The sequence below is a fragment of the Halosimplex halobium genome, from assembly GCF_051414055.1.
GTDB classification, from domain to species: Archaea; Halobacteriota; Halobacteria; order Halobacteriales; family Haloarculaceae; genus Halosimplex; species Halosimplex halobium.
On the sequence record NZ_JBLKNX010000001.1, the window covers coordinates 395090 to 418324 of the forward strand.

20 protein-coding genes are annotated in these 23235 nt (G+C 71.6%); 11 read left to right on the plus strand and 9 right to left on the minus strand.

What is annotated here, in order from left to right:
• Positions 1-148 precede the first annotated feature (148 nt).
• From ACMGFG_RS02010 to ACMGFG_RS02035, 6 genes are all read left to right on the plus strand, one after another.
• Complete coding sequence (locus tag ACMGFG_RS02010) at positions 149-2140, plus strand: bacterio-opsin activator domain-containing protein (RefSeq protein WP_436928680.1); 1992 nt, start codon at positions 149-151, stop codon at positions 2138-2140.
• 195 nt (positions 2141-2335) lie between these two features.
• A complete protein-coding gene (locus ACMGFG_RS02015; RefSeq protein ID WP_436928681.1) occupies positions 2336-3118 on the plus strand; it encodes a bacteriorhodopsin in 783 nt (260 codons plus the stop codon).
• A gap of 205 nt (positions 3119-3323) precedes the next feature.
• Positions 3324-4046, plus strand: a complete 723-nt coding sequence (locus ACMGFG_RS02020; RefSeq protein ID WP_436928682.1) for a lycopene cyclase domain-containing protein — start codon at positions 3324-3326, stop codon at positions 4044-4046.
• A complete protein-coding gene (locus ACMGFG_RS02025; protein WP_436928683.1) occupies positions 4037-5074 on the plus strand; it encodes a Brp/Blh family beta-carotene 15,15'-dioxygenase in 1038 nt (345 codons plus the stop codon). Before ACMGFG_RS02020 ends, ACMGFG_RS02025 begins: the two co-directional genes overlap by 10 nt.
• An 83-nt stretch (positions 5075-5157) precedes the next feature.
• Positions 5158-5853 (plus strand): V-type ATP synthase subunit D, encoded by a 696-nt coding sequence (locus ACMGFG_RS02030; RefSeq protein ID WP_436928684.1) that lies wholly within the window; start codon positions 5158-5160, stop codon positions 5851-5853.
• 89 nt (positions 5854-5942) lie between these two features.
• On the plus strand, positions 5943-6335 hold the full coding sequence (locus ACMGFG_RS02035) for a DUF6276 family protein (RefSeq protein ID WP_436928685.1): 393 nt from the start codon (positions 5943-5945) through the stop codon (positions 6333-6335).
• Between the two features lie 374 nt (positions 6336-6709).
• Here ACMGFG_RS02035 and prf1 read toward each other — a convergent pair whose 3' ends face one another.
• Positions 6710-7954 (minus strand): peptide chain release factor aRF-1, encoded by a 1245-nt coding sequence (prf1, locus tag ACMGFG_RS02040; protein ID WP_436928686.1) that lies wholly within the window; start codon positions 7952-7954, stop codon positions 6710-6712.
• Positions 7955-8238: 284 nt separating this feature from the next.
• Here prf1 and ACMGFG_RS02045 point away from each other — a divergent pair, with 284 nt between their 5' ends.
• The 5 genes from ACMGFG_RS02045 to ACMGFG_RS02065 all read left to right on the plus strand — a co-directional run bounded on the left by ACMGFG_RS02045 (position 8239) and on the right by ACMGFG_RS02065 (position 14786).
• Positions 8239-8691 carry a DUF5658 family protein gene (locus ACMGFG_RS02045; RefSeq protein WP_436928687.1) on the plus strand — a complete coding sequence of 151 codons (453 nt, stop codon included), beginning with the start codon at positions 8239-8241 and terminating at the stop codon, positions 8689-8691.
• A 74-nt stretch (positions 8692-8765) separates the two neighbouring features.
• Complete coding sequence (locus ACMGFG_RS02050) at positions 8766-9572, plus strand: MinD/ParA family ATP-binding protein (protein ID WP_436928688.1); 807 nt, start codon at positions 8766-8768, stop codon at positions 9570-9572.
• A 129-nt stretch (positions 9573-9701) separates the two neighbouring features.
• The gene (argS, locus tag ACMGFG_RS02055) at positions 9702-11459 is read left to right on the plus strand and encodes an arginine--tRNA ligase (protein ID WP_436928689.1); all 1758 of its coding nucleotides are present in this window, start codon (positions 9702-9704) and stop codon (positions 11457-11459) included.
• Between the two features lie 312 nt (positions 11460-11771).
• A complete protein-coding gene (locus ACMGFG_RS02060; RefSeq protein ID WP_436928690.1) occupies positions 11772-13610 on the plus strand; it encodes a sensor histidine kinase in 1839 nt (612 codons plus the stop codon).
• Between the two features lie 129 nt (positions 13611-13739).
• Entirely contained in the window at positions 13740-14786 is a 1047-nt protein-coding gene (locus ACMGFG_RS02065) for a halo transducer protein (RefSeq protein ID WP_436928691.1), read from the plus strand.
• Between the two features lie 114 nt (positions 14787-14900).
• On the opposite strand, the gene ACMGFG_RS02070 is transcribed toward ACMGFG_RS02065, so the two are convergent.
• From ACMGFG_RS02070 to ACMGFG_RS02105, 8 genes are all read right to left on the minus strand, one after another.
• Positions 14901-15935, minus strand: a complete 1035-nt coding sequence (locus ACMGFG_RS02070; protein ID WP_436928692.1) for an AbrB/MazE/SpoVT family DNA-binding domain-containing protein — start codon at positions 15933-15935, stop codon at positions 14901-14903.
• On the minus strand, positions 15935-16606 hold the full coding sequence (gene phoU / locus ACMGFG_RS02075) for a phosphate signaling complex protein PhoU (protein WP_436928693.1): 672 nt from the start codon (positions 16604-16606) through the stop codon (positions 15935-15937). Before phoU ends, ACMGFG_RS02070 begins: the two co-directional genes overlap by 1 nt.
• A gap of 5 nt (positions 16607-16611) precedes the next feature.
• Positions 16612-17514: a phosphate ABC transporter ATP-binding protein PstB gene (pstB, locus tag ACMGFG_RS02080; protein WP_436928694.1), complete on the minus strand. Its 903-nt coding sequence runs from the start codon at positions 17512-17514 to the stop codon at positions 16612-16614.
• On the minus strand, positions 17507-19156 hold the full coding sequence (pstA, locus tag ACMGFG_RS02085) for a phosphate ABC transporter permease PstA (RefSeq protein WP_436928695.1): 1650 nt from the start codon (positions 19154-19156) through the stop codon (positions 17507-17509). Before pstA ends, pstB begins: the two co-directional genes overlap by 8 nt.
• Complete coding sequence (gene pstC, locus ACMGFG_RS02090; RefSeq protein ID WP_436928696.1) at positions 19156-20286, minus strand: phosphate ABC transporter permease subunit PstC; 1131 nt, start codon at positions 20284-20286, stop codon at positions 19156-19158. Before pstC ends, pstA begins: the two co-directional genes overlap by 1 nt.
• A gap of 61 nt (positions 20287-20347) precedes the next feature.
• Positions 20348-21568, minus strand: coding sequence for a PstS family phosphate ABC transporter substrate-binding protein (locus tag ACMGFG_RS02095; RefSeq protein ID WP_436928697.1), 1221 nt, complete (start codon positions 21566-21568; stop codon positions 20348-20350).
• A 165-nt stretch (positions 21569-21733) separates the two neighbouring features.
• Positions 21734-22711: a metallophosphoesterase family protein gene (locus ACMGFG_RS02100; protein ID WP_436928698.1), complete on the minus strand. Its 978-nt coding sequence runs from the start codon at positions 22709-22711 to the stop codon at positions 21734-21736.
• A complete protein-coding gene (locus ACMGFG_RS02105; protein ID WP_436928699.1) occupies positions 22708-23190 on the minus strand; it encodes a DUF7529 family protein in 483 nt (160 codons plus the stop codon). The genes ACMGFG_RS02100 and ACMGFG_RS02105 overlap by 4 nt, the downstream gene beginning before the upstream one ends.
• Positions 23191-23235: the final 45 nt, after the last annotated feature.

The window sequence follows — 23235 nt, forward strand, 5'->3', positions numbered from 1 at the left end:
TGGCGACGCCGGCGCGACCTGCGCTGCCGACCTCCGGCAGGTCTCGATCCGCGCGAGCGCTCGCGCGGGCGGGCCCGTCGGAATTGCCCGACGGGCCTCGGCCGATGCGAGGACAACGCTCTTGGCGGACGGACTGGTATGTCGGTGCATGACTCGCTCCACTGCGGGGGCGGGGCGGCGGGTGCTGTACGTCGACCCCGACGACGAGCGCGCGGCGCCGGTCGCCGACGCGCTCCGCGAGGCGGGCTACGCCCCCGAACGGGCGCGGGACGCGGCGGCGGCGCTGGACGCGGTCGCCACCGACCCCCCGGCCGCCGTCGTCAGCGAGCGGCGGCTGCCCGATAGCTCGGGGCTGGACCTGCTGGCCGACGTGCGCGAGCGGACCGACGACCTGCCCTTTCTGATCTTCACCGCGGTCGGCGACGAACACCTGGCCAGCGACGCCATCGCGGCCGGGGTGACCGACTACGTGCCGAGAGACCCGCCCGAGAAACAGCGGGGGGCGCTGGTCGACGCGCTCGACGCGGCGATCACCGAGGGCGACCGCCGGTTCGCCGAGGTCACGGAGGAGCTGAAAGACCGGGCGATGGACGAGGCGCCGGTGGGGATCACCATCGCCGACGGGAAACGGCGGGACACGCCGCTGATCTACGTCAACGAGGCCTTCGAGGAACTCGCGGGCTACGACGAGGCGGACGTGCTGGGTCGCAACTGCAACTTCATGCAGGGCGACGACTCCGACGAGGAGAAGATCGCCGAGATGGCGAAGGCGATCGACGCCGGCGAGCCCGTCTCGGTCGAGCTCGTCAACTACACCGACGACGGCGAGCAGTTCTGGAACCGGGTCCACATCGCGCCGGTCCACGCCGACGACGGCGAACTGACCCACTACGTCGGCTTCCAGGAGGACGTGACCGACCGCGTCGAGGCCGAGCGGGAGGCCCAGCGCCAGGCCGAGAAGGCCCGGGCCGAACGCGAGACGGTCGAGGCGCTGCTGGCCCGCCTGGACGGGCTGGTGACCGACGTGACGAGCGAACTGCTGAGCGCGGAGAGCCGCTCGGCGGTCGAGCGGGCAGTCGCCGACCGGCTGGTCGAGACCGACGAGTACGCGCTGGCGTGGGTCGGCGAGGCCGAGCCCGCGACCGACGCCATCCGCCCGGGGACGTGGGCGGGGGTCGCCGACCCGCCGTCGCTGGAGCTGCCGGTCGACGGCGGCGACCCGGCGGCGCGGGCCGCCCGGACGGGCGACGCGCAGTTCGTCGACGCCGACGCCGTGCCGGCGGTCTACGACGAACTGGTCGACGGCGGTGCCGGCGGGCTGGCCGCCCTGCCGCTGCAGTACGGCGACGTGAGCTACGGCGTGCTCGTCGTCGCGCTCCGGCCCGAGGCCGACCTGCCCGAGCCCGAACAGCGCGTGCTCGCGGCGGTCGCCCAGTCGACCGCGATGGCGCTGCACGCGCTGACCTCCCAGCGGCTGCTCGGCTCCGACGACGTGACGGAGCTGGCGTTCTCGCTGACCGGCGCGGATCCGTTCTTCGTCGGCCTCTCCGGCGAACTCGGCGCGGAGTTCGTCCACACGGGCACGGTCACGCGCGACGTGGGGCCGACGACCTTCTTCTTCGAGACGGACGCCGACCCCGACGCCGTCGCCGAGGCCGCGGCCCGTCGGGAGGAGGTGACCGGCTGTACCCCGGTGACTGCGGGCGAGGGGCGGGCGGTCGTGGAGTTCTCGGTCGGCGAGTCGCCGCTGGTCGACCTCCTGCTCGAGCGGGGCGGCCGGATCGCGGCCATGTCGGCGAGCGGCGGCACCGGCGAACTGACCGTCGAGATCCCGCCGGAGGCCCAGCCCCGCACCGTCGTCGAGGCGGTCGAGGACCGCGTCGACGGCGCCGACCTCTCGGCCTACCGCGAGCACGAGCGGCCGGCCGACAGCCGCCAGGACGTACGCGCACGCATCGACGACCGCCTGACCGACCGCCAGTCGACCGCGCTGCAGACGGCCATCGTCGGCGGCTTCTTCGAGTGGCCCCGCGAGACCAACGGCGAGGACCTGGCCACCGCCATGGACATCGGCCGCTCGACGTTCCACCAGCACCTCCGGGCCGCCCAGCGGAAGGTCTTCGAGGAACTGTACGAGTAGGGCCCTTTTTTTATCGCGACGTCGGACCCGTTCCACCGCCGGACGGTGGCCCACCCGGATCGAAGATCGGTAGCCACACGGTCCCGTTCGCCCCCGTCTACGGGCGAGTGTCGTTGACACACGATCCCGACCGGGCTTTCCAACTAGTTTGGTACTTTTCTTTTGAGGCAAAAATCCCCAAGATCATACGTAGTCATGCCAGCACCAGGGAGCGAGCAAATTTGGCTGTGGATAGGGACGGCAGGAATGTTCCTGGGGATGCTGTACTTCATCGCCCGCGGCTGGGGCGAGGAAGACCAGAAACGCCAGGAATTCTACATCGTGACGATACTGATCACGGCGATAGCGTTCGTCAACTACCTCGCGATGGCGACCGGCTTCGGGCTGACGACGGTCAACGTGGCCGGCCAGGAGCTGGACATCTACTGGGCGAGGTACACCGACTGGTTGTTCACGACGCCGCTGTTGCTGATCGACCTCGGACTGTTGGCGCGGGCCAACCGCAACCAGCTGACGACGCTGGTCAGCCTCGACGCGCTGATGATCGGCACCGGCGCGGTCGCGACGCTGGCCGGCGGCAACTTCGTCGCGGGCGGCCTCGGCGACGGCGCCCGCCGGCTGGTCTGGTGGGGTATCAGCACCGGCTTCCTGCTCGTGTTGCTGTACTTCCTGTTCGGGACGCTCACCGAGCAGGCACAGGAACTCGGTAGCGACGTGGGCGCGAAGTTCGCGCAGTTGCGGAACCTGATCGTCGCGGTGTGGCTGGTTTACCCGGTGTGGTGGCTGGCCGGCACCGAGGGGCTCGGCCTGCTCCCCGAGGTCAGCGGGAGCGTCCTGTTCGTCGAGACGGCCGGGTTCATGGTCCTCGACCTCGTCGCGAAGGTCGGCTTCGGGTTCCTGCTGCTGTCGAGCCGGCAGGTCCTCGACGACGTCTCGGCCGCGAGCGGGACCGGCGCCGCCGCGACCGCCGACGACTGACGCGCCCGCCCCGTCGCGACGCCCGGCAGTGACGGGGCGTCGCGGCCAGTCGTCTCGCGTCAGTTCGTAGCCGACGGCAGTGTCGCCCGACGCCGACCTGGAGGTAATCGAACCGGTCCGCCCTCGCGGGCCGTACAGCGGTGGAGTATCACGGCCGAGAATCGGCCCGAACGAACTACGGTCGCGGTTTCCGGACAGCATACCGATGAGCTCGTTGACCTACGTCCAGTTCCACGCGCTGTACGTCCTGCCGGTTCTGGCGGCGCTGACCGCGACGGTCCACCACCGCCGCGAGCGCGTCGACTGGCGGGTCGGCGCGACCGCGCTGGCGGTCGTCACCGTCCTCGCGGTGGCGTACACGCTGCCGTGGGACCGTCTGCTCATCTCGATGGGCGTGTGGTCCTACGGCGCCGGGACGGTCGCGGGCCGCCTGTGGGGCGTCCCCTACGAGGAGATCGCCTTCTTCGTCCTCCAGCCCGCGCTGACGACGCTGTGGACGCTCCACGTCGCCGGCCCGGTCGTCGAGGGCGTCACCCACACCCGGCGGGACCGACTGCTCGGTGCCGGTGCCGGAGTGGCCGTCGGCGTCGTCGGCCTGCTCGGGCTGACCGCGCCGGCGACGACGTACGCGGGCGCCATCCTCGCGTGGGGCGGACCCGTCCTCGCCCTGCAGTGGGGCGTCGGCTGGCGGTACCTCCTCCGGGTGCGCGCCCGCGTGGCCGCCGCCGTCCTCGTCCCGTCGGCGTACCTCTGGGCGGTCGACCGGCTGGCCATCCGGGCGGGCGTGTGGACCATCTCCGACACCTACACCACGGGCCTGGCCGTCGCCGGGCTCCCGGTCGAGGAGATGCTGTTTTTCGTCGTGACGAACTGCTTCGTCGTCCAGGGCGTGGTGCTGTTCCGCTGGGTGGTCGGCCGATGGCGCTAGCCCGGGAGCGGACCGACGCCCGGGTCCCGCCGGCCGCCCGCGCGCCCCTGCGCGCGCTCGTAGTCTGGATCCCGTGGGTCCCCGTCGCCGCCGCGACGCTGGCGTTCGCCGGCGGTCTCACCGTCCCGCCGGCGTGGCGGTACCTCCCGCTGGTCGCCAGCATCGTCGCGTTCGGCCTGCCCCACGGCGCCGTAGATTGGGCGGCCCTGCCCCGGGCGGCGACCGGCCGACTCACCCCACGGTGGCTCGCGGTCGTCGGCGTCGTCTACCTGGTCGCGGGCGGCGCCTACGCCGTCGCCTGGTTCCTGGCGCCGCTCGCCGCGGCCGTCGCCTTCCTCGCGCTGACGTGGTTCCACTGGGGCCAGGGCGAACTCCACCCGCTCCGCGAAGTACTGGACGCCGACCACCTCGACGCCCGCTGGCGACGCGCGCTGACCCTCGCCGTCCGCGGCGCCCTGCCGATGGGCGTCCCGCTGGTGGCGTTCCCCGACCGCTACCGTGCGGTCCTCGGGTCGTTCGTCGCGCCGTTCGGCGGGTCGGTGCCCGCCTGGCCGTTCACGACCGACGCCCGATTCGCGCTGGGCACGGCGCTCGCGGCGCTGACGCTCGTCACCCTCGCGGCCGGCTATCGGGCGGCCGCCGACCGGCGGCCGTGGGCGGTCGACGCCGGCGAGACGGGCCTGCTGTGGGCGTACTTCCTCGTCGTCCCCCCCGTCTTCGCGGTCGGGCTGTACTTCTGTTGCTGGCACGCGCCCCGCCACGTCGCGCGCGTGCTCGCGCTGGACGACCGGGCCGTCGACGCGCTGGAACGCGGCCGACTCGCCCCCGCACTCGGCCGGTTCGCCCGCGAGGCCGCCCTGCCGACGCTCGTCGCGCTCGTCGGCTGCGGGGCGCTGTGGTGGGCGGCGCCGGCGCCCGAGCCCACGCTGGCCGGCGCGACCGGCGTCTACCTCGTCGCTATCGCCGTGCTGACGCTGCCCCACGTGGTCGTCGTCACGTGGCTCGACCGATTCGCCGGGTACTGGTAGACGGCAGGTCGGCGGCTTCGACGGGCGCGACCGCCGACGAGACTGAAAACGGTTAACTGCCTACGCGGACAAACCCGGATCAAATGGCCGAGGACGTCAAACCCACTCGCAAGGAGCTCATGCAGATCGAGGAGCGCATCGAGCTCTCCGAGCGCGGGCACGACACGCTGGAGCAGAAGCGCGACGGCCTCATCATGGAGTTCATGGACATCCTCGACGAGGCCCAGGACGTTCGCGCCGACCTCGACGAGAAGTACGAGGAGGCCCAGAACGCCATCAACATGGCCCGCGCGCTCGACGGCGACGTGGCCGTCCGCGGTGCTGCCGCCGCGCTCAAGGAACACCCCGAGATCACCACCGAGTCCAAGAGCGTCATGGGCGTCTACATCCCCCAGATCGACGCCACGAAGGTCGAAAAGAGCCTCGACGAACGCGGCTACGGCGTCCTCGGGACCAGCGCCCGCATCGACGAAGCGGCGGAGGCCTACGAGGAACTGCTCGACCAGATCATCCTCGCCGCCGAGGTCGAGACGGCCATGAAGAAGATGCTCGACGAGATCGAGACGACCAAGCGCCGCGTCAACGCCCTGGAGTTCAAGCTCCTGCCCGAACTGCGTTCCAACCAGGAGTACATCGAGCAGAAACTCGAGGAGCAGGAGCGCGAGGAGATCTTCCGCATGAAGAAGATCAAGGACAAGAAGGAGGCCGAGGAGGACGAAGAGAAGGAAGCCGAGGCGGAAGAGGAAGCGGAAGAGGACGCCGTCCCGGCCGACGACTGACGCTCCCGGGTTCCGTTTTCACGTCCGTTCGTCCCGTCGGCTCCACCGTCCCCGGCACCGTTTAGTTCGTTCCGCGCGCACGCACGGCCATGACCTGTCCCGACTGCGGCGCGCCGACGCTGGCGTTCCCGGTCCCCGACGAGTACCGCGAGGCGCTCCCGGGCGAGCACGCGGCCGCCGAGGTCTGCACTCGCTGTCTCACCCTCCGGCCCGTGGCGGACTCGCCCGACGAGATCCCCGACTTCACCGCCATCAGCGACGCGGTCCCGTCGAACGACGCGGCGGCCGTCCCCTTCGTGCTCATGGTCGGGCTGATCCCGTCGCTGGCGACCAACCGCTCGGAGATCGCGGACCTGCTGGCGAGCGTCGAGCGGGCGGGGACCGACCCGCTGCTCGCGCTCGACCGCCTCGCGGACGACCCGACCGTCGACGCCGCCGCCGACCTGCGGGGGCGCCGCCGCCAGCTCGAACAGCTGCTGTGACCGCCGCGTCGGGCGATCCGACCCTGGTAGCCCATGCTCTCTCGCCGCCCTCGTTCGGACCCTACTCTGTTAGGCATACCACATTTACATCAGGGGGTAATACACTGACTCGCGGCATCGATGCCAGGTGCCGCCGCGACGACACTTAGGACCCGTCGTCGTCTCCCCCCAATCCCCCCCTTACCACCAGCACCCATTTCGCGTCGCCGGCCGGGCCCGGCGGAGGCATCCCCCCCGCCTCCCGGGCCGTCGGCGACACTCTCTGCCTTTCGACGCCGTCACGGCACTCGCGAGTATGCCGGGTTCGACAGCGGCGCGGCTGGTCGGCGGAGCGAGACCGGTAGAATCCGGGAGTGCGAACTGCGCGTCGGTCGCTAGACGCCCGTGGAGTACCGCAGGATGCCGGCGATGCCGCCGAACGCCGAGAGCAGTTGCTCGCCCTTCTCGAAGTCCGTGGAGACGAAGTACGTCTCGGTGCCGCGCTGCTCGGCCAGTTCCATCAGGTGGTCGATGGCGTCCTCGCGGTCGCCCTCCATCTCCTCGCCGCAGCGGTCGCAGGTCCGGTCGTCGTCGAAGCTCTCGCTTTGCCCGAGCAGTTCCCGCTCGGTGTGGCCGTTCGGACAGTCGTAGACGGCCACGTCCTGGCGGAGGTCCTCGCTCAGCAGCAGCGTCTCGACGGCGCCCATGTTGAGGTTCTCGCGGGTGGGGCCGAACCCGTAGGTCGCCAGGTCGCCGTCGTGGAGTTCGTCGAAGAACTGCTCCATGTACTTCTTGTCCTGGAGCATCTCGTGCTCGTCGAGCACGTCCTGGGCGGCGTCGACCAGGTCGTGGAGCCCGGACTCGTCGGTGTAGGCCACGTCGAACTTCCCGAGGACCATGTCGCCGAGCTCGTGGTGGAGGTAGTCGCCGTCGAGGAACTCGTCTTTCGTCGGCGAGGGGCCGCCCACGAGGATGCCGTCCATCTCGTGGCGCTCGTCGACGAACAGGTCGTTGGCCATCCCCGCGACCTCCTGGTAGAAGTTGTCGATCGCCTCCAGCCGCAGGCGGGCGAACCGCTGGGCGGACTGGCCACCCTTGCGCTGCTTGCCCGGCACCAGCGAGGAGGCGGACTTCACGGGTTCGACGCGCTTGCCGCGGAGCCAGCCGACGTTGGCCTCGCGGCGGTCGAGGACGATCAGGCCAAAGAGGCCCTTGTCGGCGAGCATCTCCTCCAGCGGCTCGGTGAGGAAATCCGAGTCGCAGTGATAGCGGAACGACTCGATGGGCCGGGGCGGACTCTCCAGCGTGCGGGTGACCATCTCCGAGCGGCCGCCGCCGGTGTCGATCGACCCGGAGAAGACGACCATGCCGTTCTCCGGCGGGTAGGTGTCGTAGTAGCGCAGGCGGTCCTTGATGGAGGTCAGCGCGTCCTGGACGGCCGTGCGGGTGTCCTTGGACTTGATGTTGGAGGCCTCGCTGTGCTCCTGGGTGACGTGCTGGACGACGCTGCTGATCTGGCGGTCCTCCGGGATGTAGATGGAGACCAGCTGCGTCCCCGAGCCGCTGTAGCCCTTGAGCTCCTCGATGACCCGTCGGAACTCGTATTTCTGTTTGTCCGACTGTTCCTGTTGCTCACTCATTGTCCAATGGTGGGGCGCTCGGGGCTAAGTAAGTGTTGACCTCCCCGGAGGGCCGCCGCCCGAGGCGTCGATACCGGTCGCAGAGGTCGGCTTGCGGTGGCCGCGGCGGCGGCCGGTTCGTGGCGGCCCCACCGGCCGCGACGACGGGAACCGGATCTGTGGCGGCCGCAATAGCTAAGAGGGCGGGACCGGCAGATGGTCGCACGGACGCGACACGCCGCGTCGGTCCCCGTGGTGGGTGGGACAGCCGGCGGCGAGCGGTCGACGCAGTCCGGGTGAGTGGGATGCGAACGGACGCGACAGCGGACGACAGCGGGATCTACGGGTGGATAGCCGGTGCCGTCGGCGGCCGTCTGCGGAAGGGAGCGGCCGGCGCGCGGCTGCGGGCGTGGTATCTGGGCGTCGACCCCCGCTACCGCCCGGTCACCGCGGGGACGTGGGCGCTGGCGCTCCTCGCGTACGCCGTGGGCGACACGGGACTGACGACGGTCGTCCTCGCGCTCGGCGGGTTCGAGGCGAACCCGGTCGCCCGCGCGTTCCTCGCGCACCTCGGCTACGCCGGGCTGGTCGTCCAGAAGTCGCTGGCGGTGGCGCTGCTGGTCGGTCTCTGGCGGTACTACCCGACTGTCGGGGGGCTGTCGCGGGACCCGTGGCGGCTGGTCGTCCCGACGGTCGCGGCCGCCCGCGGGCTCCAGCTGGTCGCGGTCCACGTCTCGAACGTCCTCGCCCTGGTCTGACCGACGGACGGGCGTCGGACGGCCGTCAGAACGGACGGCGGCTTTATGTGCCCCCCGTGATTTGGAGTAACACAATGGCGGGCTACGTCTGTACGGTCGCCGGTGGGAAAGGCGGTGTCGGCAAGACGACGACGGCGGTCAACGTCGGCGCGGCGATGGAGGAGGAGGGCTACGACGTGGTCGTCGTCGACGCCGACCTCGGCATGGCGAACCTCGGCGCGATGCTGGGGGTCGAACCCGAGACCAGCATCCACCAGGTCCTCGCGGGCGGGCGCGCAGTCAGCGACGCGCTGACGGACGTGCAGGGCGGGATCACCATCATCCCAGGCGAGCAGAGCCTGGAGGCGTTCGCCGACGCCGACCCCGCGAAGCTCAAGAAGGTCATCAAGACGCTGCGCAACGCCTACGACGTGGTCCTCATCGACACCGGTGCCGGCCTCAGCCACGAGACGACCGTCCCGCTCGGGCTGGCCGACGGCGTCGTCCTCATCACCACGCCCGACGACGTGGCCGTCGGCGACGCCATCAAGACCGCCGAACTCGCCGAACGGGTCGACGGCGAGGTGATCGGCACCGTCCTCAACCGGACGACCACCGAGACGGACGTGGAGGCCATCGCCGACCGCTTCGACTCGAAGCTGCTGGCGGTGGTCCCCGACGACATCGAGGCGACCGCCGACGAACCGCTCGTGCTCAACGCCCCAGCCAGCCCCGCCGCCGACGCCTACGTGCGCCTGACCGAACACCTGATCGGCATCTTCTTCGAGGGCGCCGAGGTCGACGACCTCGAGACCGCCGTCGACCGCGAGTGGTTCGTCGACGAGGACGAGGAGGACGACGACGAGGACGACTCCGGCGGCCGCTTCGGCCTGTTCGGCTGACCGGCCGACGGACACCGTCCGCGGTCGGCGGACCCACACCGTCCCGCCACACCCGCCTCCGCTCGAACGCGCCGGTCGCGCCCGGCCACATTCGTCATTCCTATATCCGCCGCTCGAAAACCGGGGAGTATGTATCTCTCCCTGCGCTCGGAGGTCGAGGACGCCCTGCGGACGGCCCTCTCGGCCCTCGAGCTGCCGACCGAGGACCTGGGCATCGAGCGCCCGCCCGAGGACGTCGACGCCGCCGTCGCCTCCAGCGTCGCCTTCCGCCTGGCGGGCGAGGTCGGCGCGCCGCCGCCGCAGGTGGCCGCCGACGTGGCGAGCGAGATCGACCCCGCGGACTACGACTACCTCGGCCGGGTCGACACGCAGGGCCCCTACGTCAACTTCTTCCCCAGCGACCGCTACCTCGCGGAGACGGTCGAGCGCGCCCAGGCCGAGGCGTACGGCCGGCTCGACGACCGCGACACCTCGGTCGTCGTCGAGCACACCTCGGCGAACCCCACCGGCCCGGTCCACGTCGGCCGCGCCCGCAACCCCATCGTCGGCGACGCGCTCGCCCGCGTGCTCGAGTTCGCCGGCTACGACGTGGACACCCACTACTACGTCAACGACGCCGGCCGCCAGGTCGCCGTGTTCACCTGGGCCTACGAGACCTTCGACGAGAGCGATCTGCCCGAGCCCGAGCGCGACAAGCCCGACTACGACCTCGTCCGCTACTACCGCAAGGGCAACGCCTACCTCGACGAGGCGCCCGAGTCCGAGGTCGAGGCCGCGGAGGCCGAGATCGAGGCCATCATGCAGGGCCTGGAGGACGGCGACGAGGCGACCTACGAGCGGGTCAGCGAGGTCGTCGACGGGGTACTGGACGGGATGACGGGGACGCTCGCCCGGCTGCCCGCCGAGTTCGACGAGTTCGTCAAGGAGACGCGGTTCATGCGCGACGGCTCGACCGACGACGTGGTCGAGCGCCTGCAGGCGCTCGACGAGGCCGTCTACGAGGACGAGGCCTGGCAGCTCGACCTCCCGGGCTTCGACAAGAACCTCGTCTTCCTGCGCTCGGACGGCACCACCCTCTACACCACCCGTGACATCGCCCACCACGAGTGGAAGTTCGAGGAGTACGACCGCGCCGTCACCGTCATCGGCGAGGACCACAAGCTCACCTTCGACCAGCTCAACGAGACGCTGGAGCTACTGGGCCGCGACACCGACCGGCTGGACCAGGTGTTCTACTCGTGGGTGAACCTCCCCGGCGGCGAGGGGATGTCCACCCGCGAGGGAACCGGCGTCGACCTGGACGACCTGCTCGACGAGGCCATCGACCGCGCCCGCGAGGAGGTCGAGGACCGGCTGGACGACCGCCTGCGCGACGACGACCTCGACGACGAGGACGTCGAGCGCATCGCCGAACAGGTCGGGACCGGCGCCGTGCGCTACGACATCGTCTCCAAGCAACCGACGAAGTCGATCACCTTCGAGTGGGAGCGGGCGCTGGACTTCGAGGCGCAGTCGGCGCCGTACGTCCAGTACGTCCACGCCCGCGCCTGCGGCATCCTCGACGAGGCCGAGAGCGAGGGGCTCGACCCCGCCGACGCGGTCGACCCGGACCTGCTGGCCACCGACGCCGAGCGGGACCTCCTCCGGACGATCGCCCGCTTCCCCGCGGTCGTCGAGGAGGCCGGCGAGGAACTCGAACCGCACCGCGTCGCCACCTACACGCGGACGTTCGCCGAGCAGTTCAACGCCTTCTACCGCGAGTGCCCCGTGCTGACCGCCGACGACGAGGCGACCCGCCGCGCGCGCCTCGCGGTGGTCGCCGCGGCCCGCGAGACGGTCGGCAACGCCCTCGGCCTGCTGGGCGTCGCCGCGCCGGACTCGATGTAGGCCGACGACTCGGCCCGTCTCGAACTGCCGCCGCTCACAGCCCGCCGAGCGCGACCAGGACGCCGGCCAGCGTCGCCAGCGCGAGCACCACGAAGACGAACACCCACCAGCCGGGCACGTCCCCGTCGGCGCCGTCGCGCGCGCTCATCGCCCGATCACCACGGCGCCGACGCTCGCGGAACTCCGTCCAGTCGTTGCCATCGCCCGATCAATTCACAGCGTACTGACTAATAGCTGCTGGCCGGGGCGGTGCCGGCCGGCACCTACCTGGTTAGGTACGACGCTCACTCCTCCGTGGTCCGTAGACGAAGTGTGAGCGGACTCGTCGCGCTCTCGTCGTGGCTGGCGGTCGGGTCGCTGGCCGCGGCGGGGGGAACGGTCGCGCTGGTCGCCTACCTGTGGCGCCACCTCGGCAAGCCGGGGGCGGGCTGGTTCGTCGCGACGCTGGTCGCGCAGGCGCTGTTCTGTCTGCTGGCCGGGCTGTCGCTGACCGTCGCCGACCCCGGGAGCCGGCTCGTCCTCGAGGCGCTGACCTGGGCGGCGCTGACGTGGGTCGGCCCGCTGTTCCTCGCGTTCGCCCTGAAGTACACCGGCCGGAGCGGCCTGCTCGACGGCTGGACGGTCGTGCCAGTCGCGGCGCTGGCCTCGCTGGTCGTCGCGACGGCGCCGGCCAACGACGTGGTCCTGCGGAACTTCCGGGTCGACCCGACGGGGCCGGCCGCGACGGTGTCCTACGCGCTCGAACCGTGGGGGCTGTTCGCCGTCGCGTTCGGTACTGGCACGGCCGGGGTCGCGGTGGCCCTGCTGCTCGACACCGTGTTGAGCTACGGCCCCCTCTACCGGCGCGAGGCCGCCGCCGTCGCGCTCAGCACCGTCACGCCGACCGTCGGGGTGACGATGTGGGTCTTCGACCTGGGACCGGACCCCTCGCTGGCCTTCGTCGCGGTCATGTTCGTCCCGCACGTCCTGCTCGACGCCTACGCGTTCGTCGGCAGCGGCATGTTCGAGACGAACCCGACGACCCGCCGGGCCGCCGACCGCACCGCCATCGACGACATCGGGACGCCCGTGCTCGTCGTCGACCCCGACGCCCGCGTCGTCGACTACAACGCCGCGGCCGACCCGCTGCTGGAGTCGGGCCGCGACGGGACGACGCTGCTCGGCACCCCCGTCTCCGAGCTGGTCGACCTCGACGCCGACCCGGTCGCCGACGGGGGCGCGGCCGACGGCGCGGTCGCCGGCGGGACCGACCCGGCCGCGTCGGCCGGCGACCCCGGCGCGGCGGACGAACTCGTCACCGTCCGCTCGGGCGGGCGCCGCCGGGAGTTCCTCGTCTCGCGGTCGACGCTGACCGACCCGAAGGGCGCGACCGTCGGCACGACGCTCGTCTTCCAGGACGTGACCCGCGAGCGGCGCCGCGAGCAGCGGCTCGACGTGCTCAACCGCGTCCTCCGGCACAACCTGCGCAACAAGATGACCGCCGTCGCCGGCAACGCCGAGCTCATCGCCGACCGCAGCGACGACGACCGGCTGGTCGACAGCGCGGACATCATCGAGGGCAGCGCCCGCGAACTCATCGACATCGGCGAGAAGGCCCGGGCGTTCGAACAGTGTCGCCGCGACGGCCCGCGCTACCGGTCGACCCCCGTCGCGGAGGTCCTCTCCGGCGCGGTCGCCGACTACCGCGGGGCCGCCGCGAGCGTCGACGTGACCGTCGACGACGACGCCACCGCCGCGACCGACCCGCAACTGCTCCGGCTCGTCGTCGCCAACCTCGTCGAGAACGCGGTGGACCACGTCGACGACCCGACCGTCTCCGTGACGGCGACCGTCGACGCGGGCGAGCTCCGGGTGACCGTCGCCGACGACGGCCCCGGCATCCCCGAGGCGGAGCTGGCGCCGCTCGACGCCGGGACCGAGACCCAGCTGAACCACGCCACCGGCATCGGCCTCTGGGTCGTCCAGTGGAGCGTCGACGCGCTCGGCGGCACCGTCTCCTTCGACAGCGACGACGGCACCACGGTCACCGTCCGCCTCCCCGACGGCCCCGGCGGCCTCGACGGGACCGGCTCCGGCAGCCTGAACGGGACTGGCTCCGGCGGCCTCGACGGGACCGACTCCGGACCGGCGTCGGACGACCCGGATACATAGCTCTCTATAGCGCCCCCCATCGATCACTGGGTCGATATAGCGAACTTAGTCACGGTCTTGTCCGTCGCTCCGGTAGCGACGGGTACCCCGACGTAGCCGACCCACGGGTCCGGCGCGTCGAACCTCACCATGAGCGACACCACGAACGACATCGACGGGACGGGAGCGAGCGACGGGACCGGCGGGGACGCCGAGGGCCCCAGCGCCGAGGAGCCGGCGGAACTCGACGGGCTCGCGGTCGACGAGGCGGTCGAGCGCGTCCGCGCCCGCGAGCCCGACCGCGACCCGGAGACCGTCCGGGCCGCGCTCGGGTTCGTCGCCGAGGACGGCGTCGTCAGCCGGACGGCTCTCCGCGAGTCGCTGAAACTCACCTCGAAGGTGCTCACGACCGCCGAGACGCGGGTGGAACTCGCCGGTATCGCGCTTGACGACGCCCGCGAGGCCGCCGAGTCGGCCCCGGACCTCCCGACCGTCGAGGCCCGCCTGGCGGACTTTGCAGCCGAGGTGGCCGCCGTCGAGGACCGCGCGGCCGACCTGGGTTCGGACCTCCAGTCGGTCGTCGACGACCGCGAGGACCCCGCCGCCCGGTTCGCCGTCGCCGACGGCCTCCGCCGGGTCGACGAGCGGGCCCGGGAGGTCCAGCGGACCGCCGACGAGATCCAGTTCGACCTGGAGGCGTTCGAGCGGTGGCTCGACAGCCACGCCGTCCGCGTCCGCGAACTCGGCGAGGACCTCGACGCGCTCGCGGCCTCGCTGGACGACCTGGCGGCCGCCGTCGAGACGCTCGAAACCGGCGGTGACGCCGACGCGAGACCGGACGACCCGGCCCGGGCCTGGTTCGACGCCACGCTCAGCCACCGGGCGACCGGCCTCACCGTCGCGGACCTGCGGGCGGAACTCGCGGATCTGCGGACGTGGGCCGACCGCGAGGACGCCGACCCCGTCGACGAGGGCGGCCTGGACGACCTGGCGGCCCGGCTCGACGACCTCGACGGCCGCCACGGGGCGCTGGGCGAGCGGCTGGACGCGGCGGCCGAACCGGAGTGGACCGACCGGTTCGGCGAGGCGGTCGCCGCCGTCGAGTCGGACCTGGCCGACTGCGCCCCGCCGGTCGACTGGGCTGTCGTCCAGTCGACGATCGAGGAGCACCGCGACGACAGCACGTCGGACGCGTAGCCCGGGGGCCGCCCCGATCGCGGAGCAGTGCGGACCGCTGTTCTACGAGGGTTTCACCGTCGAACGCGACGAATCCTGTGGGAAACGACCGGCAGTCCGGAGAGGATGTCGCGGTCAGTGGTGCCGGTTCCGCTCGCGGACGGCGGCGCGGGCGGCCACGTCGGCGACGGCGGCGCCGCGGTCGGCGGTCCGCCCGAGGCGGTCGAGCGCGCGGGCCAGCGCGACGGTCGCGGCGGTCGAGCCGTCGAAGGGGTCGGTCGCCTCGTCGAACAGCGCCGCGTCGACGGCCTCGACCTCGGCGACGGCCCGCTCGTGACCGTCGAGGGCGATCGCGGTCAGGTCCTCGTCGGCGTCGTCGAGCACGGCCGTCGTCGCGTCGTCGACGACCGACCGGGCGGCCTCGGCGGCCTCGCGGACGTTCTCTGCGACCGGGTCGGGCAGGGGCTCGGGGAGCCGCCGGGCGGCGTCGGCGAGGCCGACGCCCTGGCGGGCGACCCCCTCCAGCGCCCGGGCGGTCACGTAGTAGTCGAACAGCGTCGGGCGGGAGAGTCCGAGGCGGTCGATCTCCTCCATGGAGACGAGCGACCGCGAGAGGTGCCGCGCGACCATCCGGAAGAGGCGGTCGGCCTCGTCGGCGCGGCCGCGGAGCCGCTCGTGGGCCTCGGCGTCGGCGTCGACCAGCGCGTCCGTCGCCGAGCGGTGGATCGACAGCGCGGTGAACTGCAGCTGGACGACCGACTGCCGGACGGAGACGTTCGCCGCGTCGAGCAGGTGCTGGACGGTGATCTCCCCCTCCGTCTCGACGAGGAGGTCGGTCCCGACGAGGTTGCGGACCACCGAGCGGGCGGCCCGGCGCTGCTCGTCGGTGAACGCGTCGGCCGGCTCGAGCGTGACCGTCTCGAAGCCGGCGGCGTGGGCCGCCCGGAGCGCGCGCCGGACCAGCGCGGGATCCGCCCCGTCGACGGCGACGGTGGCGGTGGCGAGCTCGTCCACGTCCTTCTCGGCGGCCCGGAGGACGATGGAGTCGTCGCCGTGGGTGGTGAGATACAGCTCCATCCCGGCTTCGAGCTGGTGGTCGTTCGCCCACTCCTTGGGGATCGACACCGTGTACGTCCCGCCGCCGACCTGCTGGAGTTTGCGGGTTTGCATCAGTAGAGCAACTCGGGGTCGCTTTCGAGCATGTACAGCGTCCGCGCGGCGACGTTGACCCCGTGGTCGCCGACGCGTTCGAGGTCCCGGACCGTCAGCAACAGTCGGGACACGTCGTCCAGTACCCGTTCGGCCGCCCACGAATCGTCGCCGGCCTCCCGTTCGAGCAGGTCGCGGACGACCCGCTCGCTGGCGCGCTGGCACAGCGCGTCCAGATCGTCGTCCCGCGCGGCGACCGCGCGGCAGGCGTCGGCGTCGCCCGCCTCGTAGGCGTCCAGCGCCGCCGCCACCTGGTCGCGGGCGTCGTCGCCGATGGCCCGCACGTCCACCTCGTCGGCCGGCCGGTCGGCCGCCAGCGCGTACCGCCCGAGGTTGGTCGCCAGGTCGGCCACCCGTTCCAGATCCGTGAGGATCTTGAACGAGGCGGCGACGAACCGAAGGTCCGAGGCGACCGGCTGCTGGAGCGCCAGCAGGTCCACGCAGTCGCTCTCCAGGGCGAGATACCGATCGTTGATCGCGGCGTCGCCGTCGATCACCTCCCGGGCGAGGTCGTCGTCGCCGGTCGTCAGCGCGGCCAGCCCGTCGTCCAGCTGGGCGAGCGCGTCGTCGCCCAGCGCGCGCACGTCGGCCCGGAGGTCGTCGAGCGCCGCCCGGTATGTCTCGCGCGTCACGGCGATCACCCGAACTTCCCGGTGACGTAGTCCTCGACGCGCTGGCTCTCGGGGTTCTCGAAGATCGTCTCGGTGTCGTCGTACTCGACGAGCTGCCCGCCGGTGAGGAAGACGGCGGTCTGGTCGGAGATACGCGCCGCCTGCTGCATGTTGTGCGTGACGACGACGACCGTGTACTCCTTCGCCAGCTCCTCGATGAGGTCCTCGATCTTCGAGGTGGCGACCGGGTCCAGCGCGGAGGCCGGTTCGTCCATGAGGATCACGTCCGGGTCGACCGCGAGACAGCGGGCGATACAGAGCCGCTGTTGCTGGCCGCCCGACAGCCCCATCGCGTTGTCGTCGAGCCGGTCGTTGACCTCGTCCCACAGCGCCGCCTGTTCGAGCGCCCGCCGGACGAGCCGGTCGGCTTCCTCGCTGTCGTCGCGGCCGGTCAGCCGCGCGAGCAGCCCCGTGTCGAGGTCGCCGTGTTTGCGCGGTCCGTAGGTGATGTTGTCGCGGATCGACTTGGGGAAGGGATTCGGCGCCTGGAACACCATGCCGACCTCCTTGCGGAGTTCGACCAGGTCGACGCCGTCCTGGTAGATCTCCTCGCCGTCGAGCTCGACCGAGCCGTCGACGCGGGCCGCGCTGATCCGGTCGTTCATCCGGTTGAGCGAGCGCAGGAACGTCGACTTGCCGCAACCGGAGGGACCGATGAGCGCGGTGACGCTCTCCTCGGGGATGTCCATCGAGACGCCCTGCAGCGCGTGGTCGTCGCCGTAGTGGACGTCCAGGTCGGAGACGCTGAGCTTCGCCTCGCCGGCGAACTCGTACTCGCGCCACGCCTCGCGGATCCGCTCGTCGGTCTCGCCCGTCGTCGTCTCCGACGAGCGCGCTGTGCCCTCGGTCTTCGGTTCTGTCTCACTCATAGCTCAGTTTGCTCCGGAAGTACTGTCGCGTGGCGATACCGACCGCGTAGAACGCGAGGACGACGCCCAGCAGGACCAGGGCGGTCCCCCAGCCGAAGGCGAGAACGTCGTTGACCCCGGCTGTCTCGCCGGTGCCGGTCAGGACCACCTGCCAGAGCTGGTAGGGCAGCGCCGTCGTCGCCTGCGTGAGTTCGGGGTTGGTGACGAACGGCGGCGACCACGATAGCTGGAAGTTGTTCAGCACCTTCGCCCGCTGGCCGGCGGGGACGAACGACCCGCCGCCCATCGTCAGCAGCAGCGGGGCGGTCTCGCCGGCGATGCGCCCGACCCCGAGGATGACGCCGGTGACGATGCCCGGCATCGCCGCCGGGAGGACGACGCTACGGATCGTCCCCCACTTCGAGACGCCCAGCGCCGCGCTGGCGTCGCGGTACTCGTCGGGCACCGCGATCATCGCCTCGCGGGCCGTGATGACCACCAGCGGCAGCAGCATGAACCCCAGCGTGATCATCCCGGCCAGCAGCGACTTCTGTGGCTGGGGGGTGAAGCGGGGCACCAGGAACGCGGCGCCGAACAGGCCGAAGACGATGCTCGGCGTGGACCACAGCGCGTTCGTGGCGACCTCGACGACGTTGGTGAACCGGCCCTGCTCGGCGTACTCCGTGAGGAAGACGGCCGCGCCGACGCCCAGCGGCACCGCGAGGACGACCGCGCCGACCACCAGCCAGGCGGTCCCGACGATGGCCGGGAACACGCCCGTGATGTCGGCGAACAGCGACGCGCCGTTCATCAGGAACGGCCAGTACACCGGCCAGACCACGTCGAATCCGAACCCGAACAGGCCGATGGTCGTCGCGGGGCCGACGCCGAGGCCGACCTCGATCCCCTCGGTGACCGGGCCGAGGCCCTTGAACACGACGAAGGCGACGAGTGCGACCAGCACCGCGATGATGGCGATGGCGTTGAGATAGACGAGCAGGTACGCGCCGAGGTGCCGGCCGCGGGCGCCGAAGCCGCCGTAGGCCTTGGCGGCGGCCCAGCCGACGACCAGCGACGACGCCATGACCGCAAAGGGCGCGACCGTGCGTGCGAAGAACGTCACGGACTGGGCGTCCGGGAAGTTCGACGGCGACCACGACCACTCGGGGCCGATGATCCCCAGCAGGAAGACCAGTCCGAAAAAGCCCGCGAGCGCGCCGGCCGGCAGCGTCGAGCCGATGTCCTCCCGCGGGAGCGCGGTCGCGAAGAAGGCGACGGCGGCGAGGCCGAGGCCGCCGACGGCGCCGCCGACGGGGCCGAGCCCGAGCGTCTCGGCGGCGACGAGCGCGCCGACGAGGCCCCACAGCGCCGAGAACAGCCCCGCGGCGACGAAGCCGGCGCTCGCCCGCGGGTCGGTCGGGAAGATCCCCCGGTAGGAGGCCAGCCCGAACCCACCGACCGCGGCGCCCATGAGGACCAAAAGCAGGCCCAGCGTCGTCAGCGTCGGGAGACCGGCGAGCGTGCCGGTGATCGAGACGAGTTCGACGGTGGCCGCCAGCCCGAGGAAGAAGAGGACGGCGGCCAGCCCGACGGTCAGCGCGGCGACCGTCTCGTAGGTCGAGGTGTCGCCGCGGACGACCGACGATTCGGCGGCGCCCGCCATCACTCGACACCCCCGACCTTCCGGTCCATGCGGCGCTCGATCAGCTGCGAGCCGATGCTGAGGGCGAGGACGGAGACGAAGAGGATACAGCCGGCGACGAACAGCGCGTCCTTCTGGAATCCACTTGAGGAGCCGTAGTTGGCGGCGATCAGCGAGGTGAGCGTGTCGAAGCCGTAGAAGACGTTGTACAGCGGTTCGGCGATCGTCGGCGTGTTGCGCAGCATGACGGTCGCGGCCATCGTCTCGCCGATGGCGCGGCCGACGCCGAGCAACACGGCGGCGGAGACGCCGGAGAAGGCCGTCGGGATGGTGACCGTCGTCATCGTCTGCCAGTCGGTCGTCCCCAGGGCGAGCGAGCCGCTTTTCATCGACTCGGGGACGCTGTTGATGGCGTCCTCGGCGACCGAAACCACGGTGGGCAGCGCCATCAGGCCGACGACGATGCCGACGAACAGGTACGTGCCCTGGCCGACGAGGGCGAACGCGTCGGAGGCCCACGGGCTCAAGACGGTGAACCCGAGGAAGCCGTAGACGATCGAGGGGATGCCGGCGAGGATCTCGACGCCGGGTTTGACGACCTCGCGGACCGCCGGCGGGGCGATCTCCGAGAGAAAGAGGGCGGCGGCGACGCCGAGCGGGCCGGCGACCGCGGTCGCGATGAGCGTCACGAGGACGGTCCCCTGGATCATCGGGAGCATCGAGTAGCGGGGCGTCCCCTGGGCGGGGCTCCAGTCCGTGGTGGTGAACATCTCGAGGCCGGGCACGGTGATCCCGAAGACCGTCCCGCTCCGTTCGGCCAGGATCGGCCAGGCCTCGTAGAAGATGAAGACGGTGATCAGCGCGAGGATGACGACCGTCGAGACGGTCATCGCGAGCGTGACGCCGCGGGCCGCCAGCTCCCGGTGGCGAACCCAGCCGTACGCCACCGCCGCCAGGAAGCCGACGATGCACACCGCGGTGTACGGCGAGGTCACGAGGAAGCCGGCGAACGCGCCCGCCAGCGACAGGGCGCCGAGCGCGCCCGCGGCGACCGCGTCGTTGTCTGTACTCCGTACGAACTCCGCGAACCGAGCGTACCGAGACGCCAGCCGGGACTGCCACCCGTCGGAGTCTCTCTGTTTTGTAGCCATGGTTGTATGCGAAAGCTGGACCGCGGCCGGGAGCACCCGACCGGCCGGGTCGGGGGACGCCTCAGGCGGTGTCGGGGAGCTTCTCCAGTTCGGCCTCGAGGTCGGCCGTCGGCAGCGGGATGTAGTTGTTGTCCTCGACGAAGACCCGCTGGCCGAACTGCGTCAGGAACATCCGCATGAACGCGCCCTCGCGGTTGTCCGTGCCGCTGGGCGTCTCCTCGGTGATCTTCGTGTACATGTGCAGGTCGCGGTTCAGCGGGTAGGAGCTGTCGAAGATGGTGTTCTCGGCGTCCTTGCTGGTCTGGTAGACCGTGCCGTCGAACTCCAGCGCGATGGGCTGGACCTGCTCGCCGGTGAACGCGAGCGCCATGTACGCGATGGCGCCCTCGTTCTGGCGGACGAGCTGGGCGACGCCCTGGTTCTGGCCCTGGCGAGTGTCGACGCCGGGCATCTCGGCTTCGGCGTCGCCGAGCATGTTCAGGCGGAAGGAGGTGTCCGTGCCCGACCCGACCGCGCGGCCGATACAGAAGATCTCCTGGTCGGGGCCGCCGATCTCCGACCAGTTGGTGATCTCGTCCTGGTAGATCTTGCGGACCTGCTCGGCGGTGAGCTGGTCGATGCCGGCGTCGTAGATGTCCCTGCTCACGACGATGGGCTGGCCGTCGCGGCCGAGGACGTGGTCGACGACCTCCTCGTCGCGCTTCTCCTCGCTCCAGCCGAGCTCGGCCGTGATGGGGCCGGAGGAGTTACCGATGTCGACGAGGCCGTCGGTCACCGCCTCGCAGCCGGTCCCGGAGTGGCTCAGGCCGATGGTCGCGCGGTAGGGCGGGTTCGAGCGCTCGCCGGTCGGCTCGAAGCCGTACTGGCTCGCGAAGTAGTCCGCGAGGTGCTGGTCCGTCTCGATCTCCGACCAGCCGGGGACCGACCCCTCGTCGTTGCTCCCCCAGTACTCGCCGTCGCTCGGCGGGGCGTTGCCGTTCCAGTAGGAGGCGCCCTTGTTCGCGATGGGGTAGACCGTCGACGACCCCTCGCCGGTGAGCAGCGACGGCTCGTTGGGGCTGCTCGAGGAGCCGTCCGAGCCGTCCGAGGAATCCGACCCGTCGCCCGAGGAGCCGCCCGAGCCGTCCGAGGAACCGCCGTCGCCCGAGGGCTCCGGCGTGTCCGTCGCCTCGTCGCCCCCGCCCGCACACCCTGCGAGGCCGGCCGCGCCGATGGCGCCGGATGTCAGCAGGAACTTGCGCCGCGTTACCCTGTCCGCCGGACGCTCCGAATCGTGCGTCATCACCCGAGAAGAGTCGGGACCCAAGTAAACGGGTTTATAATAGGGGTATCCCCCGGTACGAGACCCCTCTGAGCGGTACGTTCGGGTGGCCGCGTCAACCGTTTGCAGGGATCGGTACGTACCGATATATAGTCAGGGCGGGTGCGAAGCGGGGCGGCCGGCGGGTCAGCGCTCGTCGACGAGCGGGAAGGCGGCGAGGCGGGCGGCGGCGATCCCAGTCAGGCCGCGCGCGGTCGCCGAGTCGGCGACACGACGCGCGTGGGCGGTTTCGAGCCCGTGGCTGTCGGCGACCGGCACCAGCCTGACGGTCGTCCCCTCGGGGGTCACGTCACAGAGCAGGTACGACTGCGGGAACGAGCAGGTCGTCGGCGCCGCGATCTCGCGGACGCCTCCCGTCTCCGCGCTCGCCGGGAGGTGGTAGTGCCCCGAGAGCAACAGGTCCGCATCGCCGTCGCCGAGCGTCTCCGCGAGCGGTTCGGGGTCGGCCATCGCGGGGATGTCGGCGAGGTCGGGCTCGACCGCCTCGCGGTGGGCGTCGAGCTGGTCGGTGATCCCCGGGAGGTTGTGGTGGGCGAGCACCACGGTCGACCCCGCCGTCGCGAGCTGGTCGGCCAGCCACTCGCGCTGGGCCTCCGGGACGTGGCCCTCGTGGCTGTCGGTCAGCCGCTCGGCCGTCCCCGCGGTGTTGAGCCCGAACACGTCGAGCTCGCCGACGCGGACCCGGTAGGAGAGGCCGTCCGGCCCGCGCGCGAGGGGGTCGGCGGGGGTGTAGCGGTCGACGAACCGGTCGAGGCCGGGGGTCTCGTGGTCGTCGCGCTCCTTGGGCACGTCGTGGTTGCCGGGGACCGCGTGGAAGGGGGCGTCGAGCGTCGCCAGCGCCTCGTCGACGGCCTCGTAGTTCCAGGGCTCGCCGTCCTTGGTCAGGTCGCCGGGCGACAGCACCGCGTCCACGTCCCGCTCCCCGATGTCGTCGAGGGCGGCCGCGAAGTGGTCGAGGGTGTGCTCGAACAGCTTCGAGGTGCCCTCCGCCCGCGTCGAGACGTGCGGGTCGGCGACGACCGCGAGCCGCGCGTGTTCGCCGGCCGGCCGCGCCAGCCGCGCCAGCACCGTCCCGGGACCGCCAGAGGGGGTCGCCGGGCTCACGGGTCCTCCGGGAGGAAGTCCGCCGGGTGGTCGTGGGCGAACGTGGCGAGGTGCGTCCCGTCGAGGAGTTCGACGTGCGAGTGGAGGCGTCCGCGCTCGCGGGCCGCGGCCGCGAGGTCGGCCGCCGCCGGCTGGTCGAGGTCGACCCCGCCGACCAGCAGCACGGCCAGCCGGCGCTCGGGGTCGCTCACCCGCGTCACGAGGAAGAGATCGGTCCCCAGCCGGCGGCGGAACGCCGCCGAGCGGTCGAACTCGCCGCGCTCGGCGACCGCGGGCAGCGACTCGGCCACGCCGTCCGGCGCGAGATACACCAGCCCGGAGCGGTCGGTCTCGCCCGCCTCGGGTGACAGCGGCGCTACGTGGCCCGCGCGGACGACCACCACCTCCCAGCCGTCCGCGCGCAGCTCCGCCGCCATCTCGTTGGCTTCCCGTACGGTCTCGCCCCAGGGGGACGTATCGTCGTCCGTCTCGGCCGACATACCCGTACCTCTGCCTGGCGGGACATGGGTGTTACGAACGGGTGG